Source organism: Pseudomonas extremaustralis, assembly GCF_900102035.1.
Taxonomy (GTDB): domain Bacteria; phylum Pseudomonadota; class Gammaproteobacteria; order Pseudomonadales; family Pseudomonadaceae; genus Aquipseudomonas; species Aquipseudomonas extremaustralis.
Map to the genome: position 1 here is coordinate 2,135,155 of NZ_LT629689.1, position 14,519 is coordinate 2,149,673.

General features: G+C 62.4%; 11 protein-coding genes. 5 read left to right on the forward strand and 6 right to left on the reverse strand.

Annotated features, from left to right (window positions below; translation table 11 throughout):
- Positions 1 to 19 precede the first annotated feature (19 nt).
- The 4 genes from ycaC to BLR63_RS09930 all read right to left on the reverse strand — a co-directional run bounded on the left by ycaC (position 20) and on the right by BLR63_RS09930 (position 3,768).
- Positions 20 to 637 carry an isochorismate family cysteine hydrolase YcaC gene (gene ycaC / locus BLR63_RS09915; protein ID WP_010564307.1) on the reverse strand — a complete coding sequence of 206 codons (618 nt, stop codon included), beginning with the start codon at positions 635 to 637 and terminating at the stop codon, positions 20 to 22.
- Between the two features lie 27 nt (positions 638 to 664).
- Positions 665 to 2,503, reverse strand: a complete 1,839-nt coding sequence (locus BLR63_RS09920) for an amidohydrolase (protein WP_010564306.1) — start codon at positions 2,501 to 2,503, stop codon at positions 665 to 667.
- The gene (locus BLR63_RS09925; RefSeq protein ID WP_010564305.1) at positions 2,500 to 3,090 is read right to left on the reverse strand and encodes an antibiotic biosynthesis monooxygenase; all 591 of its coding nucleotides are present in this window, start codon (positions 3,088 to 3,090) and stop codon (positions 2,500 to 2,502) included. Before BLR63_RS09925 ends, BLR63_RS09920 begins: the two co-directional genes overlap by 4 nt.
- Positions 3,091 to 3,291: 201 nt before the next feature.
- A complete protein-coding gene (locus BLR63_RS09930) occupies positions 3,292 to 3,768 on the reverse strand; it encodes an Lrp/AsnC family transcriptional regulator (protein WP_010564304.1) in 477 nt (158 codons plus the stop codon).
- Between the two features lie 123 nt (positions 3,769 to 3,891).
- On the opposite strand from BLR63_RS09930, the gene BLR63_RS09935 reads away from it, so the two are divergent.
- Entirely contained in the window at positions 3,892 to 5,139 is a 1,248-nt protein-coding gene (locus BLR63_RS09935) for a methionine gamma-lyase (RefSeq protein WP_010564303.1), read from the forward strand.
- Here the strand turns inward: BLR63_RS09935 and pvdP are convergent.
- Positions 5,136 to 6,761, reverse strand: a complete 1,626-nt coding sequence (gene pvdP, locus BLR63_RS09940) for a pyoverdine maturation tyrosinase PvdP (RefSeq protein WP_010564302.1) — start codon at positions 6,759 to 6,761, stop codon at positions 5,136 to 5,138. The genes BLR63_RS09935 and pvdP overlap by 4 nt on opposite strands.
- A gap of 141 nt (positions 6,762 to 6,902) precedes the next feature.
- On the opposite strand from pvdP, the gene pvdM reads away from it, so the two are divergent.
- Positions 6,903 to 8,261, forward strand: a complete 1,359-nt coding sequence (gene pvdM / locus BLR63_RS09945) for a pyoverdine-tailoring dipeptidase-like protein PvdM (RefSeq protein WP_010564301.1) — start codon at positions 6,903 to 6,905, stop codon at positions 8,259 to 8,261.
- A gap of 59 nt (positions 8,262 to 8,320) precedes the next feature.
- Positions 8,321 to 9,187 (forward strand): dihydropyoverdine dehydrogenase, encoded by an 867-nt coding sequence (pvdO, locus tag BLR63_RS09950; protein ID WP_010564300.1) that lies wholly within the window; start codon positions 8,321 to 8,323, stop codon positions 9,185 to 9,187.
- A gap of 103 nt (positions 9,188 to 9,290) precedes the next feature.
- Here the strand turns inward: pvdO and BLR63_RS09955 are convergent, their stop codons facing one another.
- Entirely contained in the window at positions 9,291 to 10,118 is an 828-nt protein-coding gene (locus BLR63_RS09955) for a formyltransferase family protein (protein ID WP_010564299.1), read from the reverse strand.
- Positions 10,119 to 10,311: 193 nt separating this feature from the next.
- Here BLR63_RS09955 and BLR63_RS09960 point away from each other — a divergent pair, with 193 nt between their 5' ends.
- Together BLR63_RS09960 and BLR63_RS09965 are read left to right on the forward strand one after the other, a co-directional pair.
- Complete coding sequence (locus BLR63_RS09960) at positions 10,312 to 11,964, forward strand: cyclic peptide export ABC transporter (RefSeq protein WP_010564298.1); 1,653 nt, start codon at positions 10,312 to 10,314, stop codon at positions 11,962 to 11,964.
- A 153-nt stretch (positions 11,965 to 12,117) separates the two neighbouring features.
- The gene (locus BLR63_RS09965; RefSeq protein ID WP_010564297.1) at positions 12,118 to 14,505 is read left to right on the forward strand and encodes a TonB-dependent siderophore receptor; all 2,388 of its coding nucleotides are present in this window, start codon (positions 12,118 to 12,120) and stop codon (positions 14,503 to 14,505) included.
- The last annotated feature ends 14 nt before the right edge of the window (positions 14,506 to 14,519 follow it).

The window sequence follows — 14,519 nt, forward strand, 5'->3', positions numbered from 1 at the left end:
CCACAAGGCATTACCGGCGTTACTTGGCGGTGAAGGCCGAGTAGCTGTTCATCAGGTTGCGGTAGTTGGGAATACGCGTCGACAGCAGGTTGGCCAGGCCTTCCATGTCGTTGCGCCAGTCGACCTGCAGCTCGCAGGCTACGGCGAACCAGTTCACCAGTTGCGCGCCGGCCGCGGTCATACGGGCCCAGGCCGCCTGTTGCACGGTTTCGTTGAAGGTACCGGAAGCATCGGTGACCACGAACACGTCAAAGCCTTCGTCGAGGGCGCACAGGGTCGGGAACGCTACGCATACGTCCGTCACCACACCGGCGATGATGATCTGCTTGCGGCCGGTGGCCTTCACGGCCTTGACGAAATCTTCGTTGTCCCAGGCGTTGATCTGGCCAGGGCGCGGAATGTACGGCGCGTCCGGGAACAGTTCCTTGAGTTCGGGCACCAGCGGACCGTTGGGGCCGCTTTCGAAGCTGGTGGTGAGGATGGTCGGCAACTTGAAGAACTTCGCCACATCGGCCAGCGCCAGCACGTTGTTCTTGAATTCGTTGGGGGAGAAATCCTGCACCAGGGAGATCAGGCCAGTCTGGTGATCGACCAACAGCATCACGGCGTCATCTTTGTTCAAGCGCTTGTAAGTCATGGGTTAACTCCTTTGTGGTTTGGGGTATCAGAACGCAAAGCACGAGCAGCCGAACGCGCCCCAGAAGCCCTGGAAGTCGCTGACTGGCACGTTGGAAAGACGCGCTTTTTCATGGCCATGGGCATGCACGCCGCACGGGCCGCTGCATTGGTGAACCTGCGCTTGCAGCGGCGAAGCGGGCCGCCAGTGCCCCGGCACCTTGACCACCGGCGACCAGTCCGGCAGCACCGGCACACGCGGCGGCGCGTAGTCCTCGAAGTCGCCGGCGCCGTACACCACCTTGCCGCCGACCACGGTGAGCACCGATTCGATCCACTTGATGGCTTCTTCATCGACGCTGAAAAAATCCGCCGAGAGCGCGGCGACGTCCGCCAACTGGCCGACCTTGATCTGGCCCTTCTTGCCCTGCTCGGACGAGAACCAGGCGCTGCCGTGGGTGAACAGTTCCAGCGCGGTCAGGCGCGGCAGGCCTTCGGCGTGCAACGCCAGGCCGCCGACGGTGCGACCGCTGACCATCCAGTACAGCGAGGTCCATGGGTTGTAGCTCGACACCCGCGTGGCGTCGGTACCGGCGCCGACCGGCACGCCTTCGGCGAGCATGCGCCGGATCGGCGGCGTGGATTCGGCGGCCTTGGCGCCGTAGCGGTCGACGAAGTATTCGCCCTGGAACGCCATGCGGTCCTGGATCGCAATCCCGCCGCCGAGGGCGCGCACGCGCTCGATATTGTGCGGGGTGATGGTTTCGGCATGGTCGAAGAACCACGGCAAACCGTTGAACGGAATGTCGCGGTTGACCTTCTCGAACACGTCCAACATGCGCGAGATCGATTCGTTATAAGTGGCGTGCAGGCGGAACGGCCAACGCTGCTCGACGAGGTGGCGCACCACCGGTTCCAGCTCCTGCTCCATGGTCAGCGGCAGGTCCGGGCGCGGTTCGAGGAAGTCTTCGAAGTCGGCGGCGGAGAACACCAGCATCTCGCCGGCGCCGTTGTGGCGCAGGTAGTCATCGCCCTGGTGCAGGGTGACGCTGCCGGTCCAGTTTTTGAAATCGCTGAGTTCTTCCTTGGGTTTCTGGGTGAACAGGTTGTAGGCGATGCGCACCGTCAACTGTTCGTCCTTGGCCAGTTGCTCGATCACCGCGTAGTCATCGGGGTAGTTCTGGAAACCGCCGCCAGCGTCGATCGCACTGGTGAGGCCGAGGCGATTGAGTTCGTGCATGAACTGGCGGGTGGAGTTGACCTGATATTCCAGCGGCAATTTCGGCCCTTTGGCCAGGGTTGCGTAAAGGATCATCGCGTTGGGACGCGCCACCAGCATGCCGGTGGGGTTGCCGTTGCTGTCACGCACGATCTCGCCGCCCGGCGGGTTCGGGGTGTCTTTGGTGTAGCCGGCCACGCGCAGGGCAGCGCGGTTGAGCAAGGCGCGGTCGTACAGGTGCAGCACGAACACCGGGGTGTCCGGCGCGGCCTGGTTGAGTTCTTCGAGGGTGGGCATGCGTTTTTCGGCGAACTGGAATTCGTTCCAGCCACCGACCACGCGCACCCATTGCGGTGTGGGGGTGCGGTCGGCCTGGTCCTTGAGCATGCGCAGGGCATCGGCCAGGGACGGCACGCCTTCCCAGCGCAATTCAAGGTTGTAGTTCAAGCCGCCCCGGATCAGGTGCAGGTGCGAGTCGTTGAGGCCAGGGATGACCGTGCGGCCCTTGAGGTCGATGACCTGGGTGCCGCTGCCGCGCAAGGCCATGGCCTCGCCATCGGTGCCCACGGCGACGAAACGCCCCTGGTGGATAGCGACGGCGGTGGCGCGCGGGTTTTCACGGTCCACGGTGTGGAACTGGCCATTGAACAGAATCAGATCGGCGTTCATAGGGTTTCCTTTACAGAGGCTTCGAGCCAGGGAGCGAACAGGCGGGTGGCCGCCGGCATCAGCAGGTAGACCACCAGCAACACGATGGTCAGGGTCACCAGGAAGGTGGCGACCACGTAGTTGGACAGGAACGGGTGCAGGCGCAATATCGGCCCCCACACGATCGGCACCAACAGGGTCAGCGGCAGGATCACTAACAGCGTGACCACCGCCTGCTTCCAGCGCGGCGGCTTGGCGGCGCTGTCGGCCAGGGGCGCGAACCAGAACTCATTGACCGCGCCGATTTCGGTGTTGTCGCCGTCGGCCAGCATCGGGGTGGCTTCGGCGATCAGGGTTTTGCGTTCGGGAGAGTCGAGCCAGGTTTGCAGGTCATCGGTGGAGCGGTAGCGCAACACGCAAGTGAACAGCGCCAGGCCGTTCTGTTTGCTGCGCACCACATCCACACCGAGGTGGCCGGGACGCTCGCCGGCGATGCGCACAGTGCGGCGCAGCCAGGCTTCGTAGTCGGCTTCCAGGCCTTGCTTGATCAAGTGTTTGACGACCAGGGTGACGACTTCGTCGGGTCCTGTTTTGACTGCCGGATCCATGGGGTGCCCCTCTGCTTCTGGAGTTCAGCGATGAGGGGAGTCTGGCGGGGATGGGAGGGGGAAAATTGGATGTACGTGCTGTTTGGATTCGGCCCTTACCGCCGGTCACCTTACTGTGGGAACTGGCGAGGGGCGTCAACGATGACGCGGTAAACCAGGATCAACGCGGCGGCCTTGGGGTTTTCGCGAGCAAGCTCGCTTCTACAGGTGGGTCGGTAATGGAATTACGCGCAATGCTCGCACCGATTTGTAGGAAAAACTGGAGTAGATCTCCTTCACACAAGGCAACGCCTGCAACACTTCCCGCGCGAATTCACCGAACGACTCCAGGTCCTTGGCCACCACTTCCAGCAAGAAGTCATAGCGCCCCGACACGTTATGGCACGCCACGATCTCGGGGATCTCCAGCAAGCGCTGTTCAAACGCCCGGGCGATCTCCTGGGTGTGGCTTTCCATCATGATGCTGACGAACGCCGTCACCCCATACCCCAGCGCCTTGGGCGAGAGGATCGCCTGGTAGCCGCTGATCACCCCGCTCTCTTCCAGGTTGCGCACCCGGCGCCAGCATGGGGAGGTGGTCAGGGATACACGGTCGGCCAGTTCGGCCACGGTGAGACGGGCGTTACCTTGCAGGGCGTTTAACAGGGCTTTGTCGGTGCGATCCAGGCTGATGGGCATAATGTGCCTCGAATTGTTGTTTTTATCGGGATTTCATCCCCTGACAGGGAATTTAGCAGCAAACTTTGCAACGTTCGGCCGTGATTATGAGCATAGCATTGTAGGAAATAAGGAGCGTCCGACATGAACAATAAACACAATGCATTCGGCTTTTCCACCCGTGCCATCCATCACGGTTATGACCCCAAGGACCACCACGGCGCCCTCGTCCCGCCGATCTATCTGTCGGCCACTTTCGCCTTCCCCACCGCCGAATACGGCGCCGCCTGTTTTGCCGGCGAGGCCAGTGGCTATTTCTATACGCGCATTTCCAACCCGACCCTGGCGCTGCTGGAATCGCGCATGGCCAGCCTGGAAAACGGTGAAGCTGCGGTGGCGTTCAGTTCCGGCATGGGCGCGATTGCCGCGACGTTCTGGACCCTGTTGCGCCCCGGCGACGAAGTAATCGTCAGCCAGACTCTCTACGGGTGCACCTTTGCCCTGCTGCACCACGGCATCGGCGAATTCGGCATCAAGGTGCGGCATGTTGACCTCACCGACCTGGCGGCCCTGCAAGCCGCACTCAGCCCCGCCACACGGATGATCTACTGCGAAACCCCGGCCAATCCCAACCTGCAACTGGTGGACATCGCCGCCGTGGCCGCCCTCGCCCACCGCCAGCCAGATGTGACCGTGGTGATCGACAACACCTACTGCACGCCCTACCTGCAACGCCCCCTCGACCTCGGCGCCGATGTGGTGGTGCACTCGGCCACCAAGTACCTCAGCGGCCACGGTGATATCACCGCCGGTATCGCCGTGAGCAGCCAGGCCCCGGCCCAGCGCATCCGCCTGCAAGGTCTCAAGGATTTGACCGGCGCAGTGATGTCGCCCCAGGACGCGTCCCTGCTGATGCGCGGGCTCAAGACCCTGGCCCTGCGCATGGACCGCCATTGCAGCAATGCCCAGGCCGTGGCCGCAGCCTTGCAGGCGCATCCGGCGGTGGAACGGGTGACGTATCCAGGGCTGCGCTCGTTCGCGCAGTACGAACTGGCGGCGCGGCAGATGAAACTGCCCGGCGGCATGATCGCCTTCGAGCTCAAGGGCGGGATCGACAGCGGCCGCCGCTTCATGAATGCACTCAAGCTGTTCACCCGCGCCGTCAGCCTGGGCGATGCCGAGTCCCTGGCCCAGCACCCGGCGAGCATGACCCATTCCACCTACACCCCGGAGCAACGGGCAGAGCATGGGATCAGCGAGGGCTTGGTGCGGCTGTCGGTGGGGCTCGAAGACATCGCCGACCTACTGGCGGATGTGCGCCAGGCGCTGGGCAAATGCACCCGCGCCCTGCCGCGCCAGGCCTCGATGGCGCTCAACGAGAAGGCTAACTAAGCAGTCTTGACCTTCAAATGCCGCGCATACCAGGGCCGTTTCGGCACGCGCTTGAACAGGCCCTGCAACAGCCCTTCGTCTTCGCCGAAGGTGATGCGCAACGCCAACTTCATGGTCTCCGGGTCCATCTCCATCGACCGGCCCATCTGCAACCCCGGCGTGGTGCTACAGCCATGGGTGTCCGGGCCCAGCCAGGGATCGCCCACTTCCACCCAGCGCCCCGGTGCGAACCAGGCCACGCCGTCGACGTCCAGGCGGCTGACTTCGCCGGGGTGGAAGCGTTCGTGGGCGCGGTACCAGTCTTCGATACGGTCGTCGATCCAGCCGTGGAAATACCAGAACACCGGGCTGACGTGGGACGAAAACGGGTCGCCCAGAAAGTCGTTTTCCGCCGTATACCAGCGCGGGGCGAAGTCCGCCGGGTCGCGGGCAAAGGGGACTGGCGCACCGTTGGAGGGATCGCGGGGCACCGAGGCCCAGCGCATATGCAGCCAGTCGTGCAGGCCCAGTTCCATTTCGGAGCCGAGCTGGCCCAGGGTCAGCCTGGCCAGGTAGCGCGGGTCGCGGTATTGGGATTCCCAGACCTGGAAGTTGCTGTGGTAGGTCTCGGCAGCCTTGATGTCACTGACCCATTGGCTGTAGTCGCGGTCATCCGGCGCGGTCCAGGCGGGTGGCAGGGCGAAGCCGTCATGGTTGTCGAAGTAACGCAGGAAGCCCTGGCGATCACGCTCCAGCGCCGGTTGGGGCGCGGGGAATTGCGCCCATGAAGGCAAGTGCTGCATGGAGCGCGCAGTGCCGAGCATGTGCCGGTGCATGAAAAAAAAGTCGATGCCCGAACCGTTGCGGTCCTTGTGTTTGCCCCGCGCATCGCGCTCCTTGCCGCGCGGCCCGGGTTGCCAGCCGATGCCGCGCAGGGCGTCGCGTTTGTCCTCGGAGAGTTTGTGCCACTGGTCGCGGCTGGCGTGCCACAGCTGGTGAAACAGGCGGTGCTCGGGGGAAATCAGCCAGGCCAGCAGGGTCGGGTTGAGGCCGATGCGCTGGCGGGCTTCGGGGAACCGGTGTTTGTGCGCGATGCAGCGGTTGTCGCGCTCGGTCAGCGCCAGCGGGCGACCCAGCTCGAAGATCTGCCCGCTGAGGGTGCCGCTGCCGGCGTTGGCAAAGTCGGCCCAGACCTCGTCGAGGGTCATCTTGAATTCATAGGCGGGGCTGCCGTCGGCCGTATCGCGGTCGATCAGCCGCCAGTAGAGCAAGGCGCCGTCACCGCTCAGCACATCACCGAGTACGCGATAGCGCGGTTCACCCTCGGCGCGCAGGTTCTCGGCGGTGTCCAGGTAGCCGCGCAGGCCACGGCCACGGGGGGCGATGTCGAGCAGCAGCGCCAGGCCTTGCAGCGGCAGGCCCTTGAGGCCGGCATCGCGGCCTTCCAGGCGCAGGCTCCAGACCCCGCGCAAGCGGTTCGCCAGGTGTTGGCCGGCGGTGTCGGCCAGGTCCACCGTGGCTTCGCCGGGGGTGATGGGCAATTGGTCTTCACGCGTCAACTCGCGATGGGCATAAAAGGCCGCCGGCACGGCAGCACCGGTAAGCGCCAGGCCGGCGATGAACCCACGTCGAGAGATGGTCATTGTCTACCTTAGGAAACGGCTTTATCAGAGCTAGAACGTTTGCCCGCCGGGGAAATTTACCAGCCTGCCTTGCCCGCTAAATTTTGCCGCCGATCACTCGTTCCTCCCTGATAGCGAAGGCCTCAACTGACTGAGACGGCAATGACAAAACCACGTTCGAAAAAGGCGCTGTATATCGGCTTGCCACTGGCACTGGCCATCGGCGCCGGCTTGCTGGTCTGGGATCACTGGTTCAGGGGCAACGCCGGCTACCCGCTGGAAGTGATCAAGCAGGCTGATGAGATGCAGGACCGCCTGCTCTCTTTCGACAGCCACATCACCGTGCCGGTGGATTTCGGCACCGCCGGCAACGAGGTCGACAAGGACGGCAGCGGCCAGTTCGACCTGGCCAAGGCCGCGCGCGGGCGCCTGTCCGGTGCGGCGCTGACGATTTTCGGCTGGCCGGAAATCTGGAACGGCGCCAACGCCCCCCACAAGCCCACCGACGGCTTTGTCGAAGCGGCACGCAACGAACAGGAAGTGCGCTACAAGATCATCAGCGCCATGGTGCGCGACTACCCCAACCAGGTCGCCATCGCCTACACCCCGGACGACTTCCGCCGCCTGCATGGCGAGGGCAAGTTTGCGATCTTCATGAGCATGCTCAATGCCTATCCCCTGGGTAACGACCTGAACCAGCTGGACCTGTGGGCCGCGCGCGGCATGCGCATGTTCGGCTTCAGTTACGTGGGCAACAACGCCTGGTCCGACTCGTCGCGCCCGCTGCCGTTTTTCAATGATTCGGTGGACGCCCTCGACGGCCTCTCGGACATCGGCAAGCAAGCGGTGCAGCGCCTCAATGACCTGGGGGTAATCATCGATGTGTCGCAGATGTCGACCAAGGCCCTCGAACAGGTGGCGCAGTTGAGCCGCACACCGATGGTGGCCTCCCACTCGGCGCCGCGCGCGGCGGTGGACATCCCGCGCAACCTCAGCGACAAGGAGCTGCAACTGATCAAGCGCAGCGGCGGCGTGGTGCAGATCGTAGCCTTCTCCGCCTACCTGCGCCCGCTGAGCCAGCCGACCCAGGACAAGCTCAACCGCCTGCGCGCCCGCTTCAACCTGCCGCCCCTGCCCAACCTGGCCGTGGCCCTGATGCCGGGCGACGCGATCATCGCCGCCTGGCCCGAGCACACGTTCGGCGAGTACGCCAGCGCGCTGTACGCCATCCTCGACGAAGAACCCAAGGCCACCCTCAAGGACCTGGGGGATGCCATCGACTACACCGTGCGCAAGATCGGCATCGATCACGTCGGCCTGGCGTCGGACTTCAACGACGGCGGCGGGATCGACGGCTGGAACAACGTCGGCGAGATCCGCAACGTCACCGCCGAGCTGATCCAGCGCGGTTACTCCGAAGCCGACATCGCCAAGCTATGGGGCGGCAACTTTCTGCGGGTGTGGGACCAGGTACAAAAAGCCGCCAGGCCCTTGGCCAACCACCCATCTTCCACGCCGTAAACGCATGGGGCGCACACGCCCCTGCCGCCGGCGCTTTTTCCGTTGAACCAGAGGCCCACATGACACCATCCAACGCCCTGATCCCCCTGGCCCTCACCGCCCTGTGCGCGGCGCTGCTGCCCAACCTGGCCCACGCCGCCACGCCGCAACCCGGCAAGGTGTTCAAGGACTGCAAGGACTGCCCGGAAATGGTGGTGCTGCCTGCCGGGACATTCACCATGGGCACGCCCGAAAACGAAGTCGGCCGCGAACCGGACGAAGGCCCGATGCATGCCGTGACCTTCGCCAAGCCGTTCGCCATGAGTCGCTTCCAGATCACCGCCGGCGAGTGGGACAGCTATATCCGCCAGACCGGGGTGAAGATCGCCGACGGCGATACCCGCCCCGGCCGCGAATGCATCGCCAGCAAGCCGCGCTACCCCCAGGGCCCGCGCCAGCCGGCGGTGTGCATGGACATGGATGACATCAAGCACTACGTGGCCTGGCTGTCGAAAAAGACCGGACAGGCGTACCACATGGTCAGCGAAGCCCAACGCGAATACGCCGCGCGCGCCGGCTCCAGCGGACCCTTCCCGTTTCCGTTCGACGAGGGCAAGGGTTATAGCATCGCCGAGCATGCCAACACCTATGGCCCGGCGGATGGCTACAGTTTTTCCTCGCCGGCGGGCAGCTACCCGCCGAACGCCTTCGGCATGTACGACATGCACGGCAACGTCTACGAGCGTGTGGCCGACTGCGAACACCCCAACTACATCGGCGCGCCCACCGACGGCAGTGCATGGATGGAACCGAACTGCGAGAGCTACCAGATCCGTGGCAACGACTGGGGCGAAGCGCCGGTGTTTTCACGTTCGGGCAACAGCAACAACATCTACCCGCAGACACGCGGGGACTGGATCGGCTTTCGCGTCGTCCGTGACCTCTAACCCCCACCTGTAGGAACCAGCTCGCTCGCGAAGCACCCAAGCACGCCGCGCTCCTCCAGGATGAGCGCGTTATCGTTGGCGATTTTCGCGGGCAAGCCCGCTCCTACAGGGGGCGTCGGGCTAACCGTTCCAGGCCTTCATGCAACGCCGGGAACAGGCTGTTGTTGAAGTTGTTCCAGCGCAATTCGAGGATGGTGTCGTCCGGGGAAATCTCGGTCTTGAGCACGTCGTGGAATACTTCGCCGGAGTCGATGCCGTTGTCCACGTAGTGGAACGACGCGCCGGTCAGGTACAGCGGCTCGCACGGCTTTGTCTCCTTGGTCACCCAATCCACCACCTGGCCACGGGCACCGTATAAGGCGTTCCAGGTGGCATAGGCGCCACGGCGCTCATAGGGCGATTCGAGACGGGTAATGCCTGGGTGAATATTCATGATCCGCCGCGCAAACGGCGCCCCCGGACGCACCAGCTCGTCGAGGATCACCAACAGGCCGTCCAGCACCACGACATCGGCCTTCAGCTCCACCAGCGTGTCATGCAGGCGCCGTTCGAAATCCTGCTTGCCGGCAATATGCTCCGCGCTACCCCGCGGCAGGCGGCGGTAGGTGGATGGCACGCTCAACAGCAAATCGTTGACCAGACGGCCCTGCACCCGCAGGTCCGCCGGATACAGCCACTGGCGGCCCGGCTGGTAGGCAAAGCCGTAGTCGGCGACCAATTGCCGGTCACGGGGGTTCTGCTCGTCGTCGTCATACACCACGCCCACCAGGTTATAGGCCTCGCCCAGCGAGGTGTCGTTGAGCGACCCCACCAGAAATTCCAGCACCGACTTCATATAGCGCTTGTGATCCTTATAGGCCACCGGCTGCCCGGCCTTGTCGGCAGCGGCATTGCGCAGGGACCACACATACACCAGGTTCTTTCTCGTCATTGTTTCGCTCTCGCTGGATCAATCCGGCACGCGACCCTACGCGTGCGCCTACCCAACAAGAACGAACCAGGCCCCGGGCAATTTATCCGCCACCGCCGGGCACACCGCGCTAAATACTCGCACCGACGCTTCGTTTGTCATGGGTAAGGGTCTGCGTGCCCAGCCCCCTCCATTCACTTTCCGGGAAGTACCTATGACCGACCCCAAGCGCGGCGCCTTCAACGGTTTGCTCGCATTGCTCAGGCCCTTTCGCGCCATCGTGACCGTGTCCGTCGCCCTGGGCATGGCCGGCGGCCTGGCCATCACGTTGCTGCTGGCGACCATCAATAATGCGCTGCACTCCGCCGCCGGGATGACCCAGGGGGTGATTCTGACGTTTGCGGCGTTGTGTGTGCTGGCGCTGGTCAGTTCGATCATTTCCGATATCGGTACCAATTACGTCGGCCAACGGATCATTGCCGCCCTGCGCAAAGACCTCGGTGAGAAGGTGCTGTCGGCGCCTATTGAGCAGATTGAGCGCTACCGCACACACAAGCTGATTCCGGTCCTGACCCATGACGTGGACACCATCAGCGACTTTTCCTTTTCGTTCACGCCTCTGGCCATCGCCACCACGGTCACCCTGGGCTGCCTGGGATACCTGGCATACCTGTCAGTACCGATGTTCCTGATGATGGTAGTAGCGATCATGATAGGTACTGCTGTGCAGTACGTGGCTCGCTCGGCGGGCATCAAGGGGTTTGAAGCCGCTCGCAACCAGGAAGACGAGCTGCAACGCTACTACACCGCCATCGCGTCGGGGGCCAAGGAGCTGCGCATCCACCGACCGCGTCGCTACCGGATGAATACCCATCGCATCCAGGCCACTGCTGACCGAATCGGCGATATCCAGATTCGCTCGGTCAACATCTTTATCGTCGCCAAGACCTTCGGTTCCATGCTGTTCTTCGTAGTCATCGGCCTGGCGCTGGCGTTCCAGGCCTACAACCCCAACCCCGACCCGGCGGTGATCACCGGTTTTGTGCTGGTGCTCTTGTATATGAAGGGCCCGCTGGAGCATGTGGTGACCGCACTGCCGATCGTCAGCCGCGCACAGATCGCATTCTCGCGCATCGCCGAACTGTCCGAGCGTTTTTCATCCCCCGAGCCGCATCTGCTGCTGGACGACAGCGAAGCTCCCAAGCCCGAAGTCCGCAGCCTCGAACTGCGGGGCGTGACCTACAGCCCACCGCCGGTGGAGGGCACCGAGCCGTTTCACCTGGGGCCGATCAATCTGAGCATCAAGCATGGCGATATCGTGTTTATTGTCGGCGAGAATGGTTGCGGAAAGACCACCCTAATCAAGCTGCTGCTGGGTCTGTATCAACCACAGGCAGGGGAAATCCACCTCAACGGTGAAGCCGTGATCGCCCCTACCCGAGATAATTACCGCCAGTTGTTCACCACGATTTTCGCCGACTATTACCTATTCGACGACCTGGTCCAGGGCGGCGGGCAGACATCGTTGGACAGTGCCGCGCAATATCTGGATCGCCTGGAAATCGCCCATAAAGTCACCATCAAGGACGGAGCGTTCAGCACCACCGATCTGTCCACCGGCCAACGCAAACGCCTGGCGCTGGTCAACGCCTGGCTGGAAGAACGCCCGATGCTGGTGTTCGACGAATGGGCCGCCGACCAGGACCCGGCCTTCCGCCGGATCTTCTATACCGAGCTGCTGCCGGACCTCAAGCGCCTGGGCAAGACCATTATCGTGATCAGTCACGACGACCGCTATTTCGATATCGCCGACCAATTGGTGCGCCTGCGCGCCGGCCAGGTCGTGCGCGAAATGGTACCCGCGTGAATTTTCTTTTCCGGGTTTCCCAACTAGGAACGTCTCACTAACGTTAATGAGAAACAAACTCATAAACGACTACAATCTGCCCAATCCAATATAGAAGAGAAAGCATCCATGTCAGTAAGACTCGGTCTCAGTCCCTTGAGCAAAGCGCTATCCATGCGCATAGCCTTGAACGTCAACCTGAAGCCATGCGCCCTTGCACTGGCGGTTTCTTTAACGTTGTCGGGCTATGTACAAGCTCAAGAGATCGAGATTGACATTCCTGCACAGCCGTTGGGGACGGCACTGCAGGAATTTGGCCGCCAGACCAACCTGCAGGTGTTGTACAGCCCGACGGATGTGCAGAATAAAAGCAGCACTGCGGTGAAAGGCAAGCTGGAACCAACGCAGGCTATCTCCGCCCTGCTCAAGGACACCGGCATTAGCTACAACCTGCTGGGCAACAACGTCACCATCACCACCAGCACCTCCTCGGGGTTGGAACTGGGGCCTACCCAGGTCACCGCCAACCAGTTGGGTACGGTCACCGAAGGGACCGGTTCCTATACGCCAGGAACCATCGCTACGGCTACCCGCATGGTGCTGACCCCGCGTGAAACACCTCAGTCAATCAGTGTCATCACCCGTCAGCACATGGACGATTTCGCGCTCAACTCCATCGATGACGTGATGCGCCATACCCCAGGCATTACCCTGTCTACCCTGGACAGCGAGCGCACCAACTATTACTCACGGGGATTCTCGGTCGAGAACTTCCAATACGACGGCATCCCTACCTTGCGTAACTCGGCCTATTCGTCCGGGCAAACCCTCAGTGACATGGCGATCTACGACCGTGTGGAAATCCTCAAGGGGGCCAGTGGCCTGTTGACGGGTGCCGGGGCGCCTGGGGCCACCATCAACCTGATCCGCAAAAAGCCTACCCGTGAGTTCAAAGGCAGTGTGGAACTGGGTGCGGGAAGCTGGGACAACTACCGTTCCCAGGTCGACGTCAGCGGGCCGTTGACCGACAGCGGCAACGTGCGCGGCCGCGCCGTGGCGGCTTACCAGGACAAGCACTCGTTCGTGGACCGCTATGAGCGCAAGACCAATGTGTACTTCGGCACCCTGGAAGCAGACCTCGACGAAGACACCCTGCTGACCGTGGGCTTCGACTACCAGAACAGCGACCCTAAAGGTTCTGGCTGGTCGGGTAGCCGTCCCCTGTTCGACCGCAGCGGTAACCGCATCGATGTAAAGCGCTCGTTCAACAACGGCGCCAAGTGGAGCAGCTGGGAGCAATATACCCAGAGCGTGTTCTCCACTCTGGAACACAATTTCGACAACGGTTGGGTCGTGAAGGGGCAATACACCCATCAGTTCAGCGGGTATGACGCACCGATGGGTGCGATCCAGCTTGGCCCATTCACTGCAACCGGTCTGTCGACGCTCTATGCGAACAAATTCACCGGCCATACCCGCGCCGACTCTGGCGACATCTATGCCAGTGGTCCATTCAGCCTGGGCGGCCGAGAGCACGAATTGGTGATTGGTGGCTCTGCCTCGAACTCCCATTGGAAGGGTAAAGACTACGGCTCACCCACCTACGCCAACGGTCGCGTGGTCGACTTCTGGAACTTCGACGGCAACTTCGCAGAGCCGGATTGGGGCACGCCGACCAGAGTCATCGATGAAACCACTCGGCAAACAGCAGGCTACATGACCGCGCGCTTCAACCTGACGGATGACTTGAACGTCTTCCTCGGCAGCCGCTTAGCCAACTACTGGCTGACAGGCGATAACAAATCCACTGAAACCGGTAAGGTCGTGCCCTACGCCGGCGTCACCTACGACCTGAACGACAACTTCACCGCGTATGCCAGCTACAGCGAAATCTTCATGCCGCAGGTGTATAGCCGCGACAGTGAGAACAAGCTGCTTGAACCTGACGAAGGCAAGAACTACGAAGTGGGTGTGAAGGGCGAGTTCTTCAATGGGGGGCTGAACACCAGCCTGGCCTACTTTGAAGTGCATGAAACCAACCGCGCAGAAGCAGATGCGCTGTACAACGCCAACCCGACCAACTCCGCCATTTCATATGCCTACAAAGGCATTACCGCCAAGACCAAAGGCTTCGAGGCCGAGCTGTCCGGCGAACTGGCCCCTGGCTGGCAGGCACAGGCGGGTTATACCCACAAAATCATCCGCGACGAGAATGGCGACAAGGTCTCGACCTGGGAACCCCAGGACCAGGTCAGCTTCTTTACCTCCTACAAACTCAAAGGGGCCCTGGACCGCCTGACCATCGGCGGTGGCGCACGCTGGCAGGGCAAGGCCTGGCAAGACGTGTACAACAGTGGCAAGAGCCGTTACGAAGAATTCTCCCAGGAAGCCTACTGGGTGGTTGACGCAATGGCCAAATACCAGATCACCGACAACGTCTCCGCGACGCTTAACGTGAACAACCTGTTCGATAAGTACTACTACACCAACATCGGCTTCTATAACACCGCCTACTACGGTGACCCGCGCAACGTCATGCTGACCACGCGCTGGAACTTCTAACGGCCAGTCGTTGC

What these genes read in the sequence shown, in the direction of transcription:
- ycaC (WP_010564307.1), bottom strand. Translation starts at nt 637, where the DNA reads ATGACTTACAAGCGCTTGAACAAAGATGACGCCGTGATGCTGTTGGTC.
- BLR63_RS09920 (WP_010564306.1), bottom strand. Translation starts at nt 2,503, where the DNA reads ATGAACGCCGATCTGATTCTGTTCAATGGCCAGTTCCACACCGTGGAC.
- BLR63_RS09925 (WP_010564305.1), bottom strand. Translation starts at nt 3,090, where the DNA reads ATGGATCCGGCAGTCAAAACAGGACCCGACGAAGTCGTCACCCTGGTC.
- BLR63_RS09930 (WP_010564304.1), bottom strand. Translation starts at nt 3,768, where the DNA reads ATGCCCATCAGCCTGGATCGCACCGACAAAGCCCTGTTAAACGCCCTG.
- BLR63_RS09935 (WP_010564303.1), top strand. Translation starts at nt 3,892, where the DNA reads ATGAACAATAAACACAATGCATTCGGCTTTTCCACCCGTGCCATCCAT.
- pvdP (WP_010564302.1), bottom strand. Translation starts at nt 6,761, where the DNA reads ATGACCATCTCTCGACGTGGGTTCATCGCCGGCCTGGCGCTTACCGGT.
- pvdM (WP_010564301.1), top strand. Translation starts at nt 6,903, where the DNA reads ATGACAAAACCACGTTCGAAAAAGGCGCTGTATATCGGCTTGCCACTG.
- pvdO (WP_010564300.1), top strand. Translation starts at nt 8,321, where the DNA reads ATGACACCATCCAACGCCCTGATCCCCCTGGCCCTCACCGCCCTGTGC.
- BLR63_RS09955 (WP_010564299.1), bottom strand. Translation starts at nt 10,118, where the DNA reads ATGACGAGAAAGAACCTGGTGTATGTGTGGTCCCTGCGCAATGCCGCT.
- BLR63_RS09960 (WP_010564298.1), top strand. Translation starts at nt 10,312, where the DNA reads ATGACCGACCCCAAGCGCGGCGCCTTCAACGGTTTGCTCGCATTGCTC.
- BLR63_RS09965 (WP_010564297.1), top strand. Translation starts at nt 12,118, where the DNA reads ATGCGCATAGCCTTGAACGTCAACCTGAAGCCATGCGCCCTTGCACTG.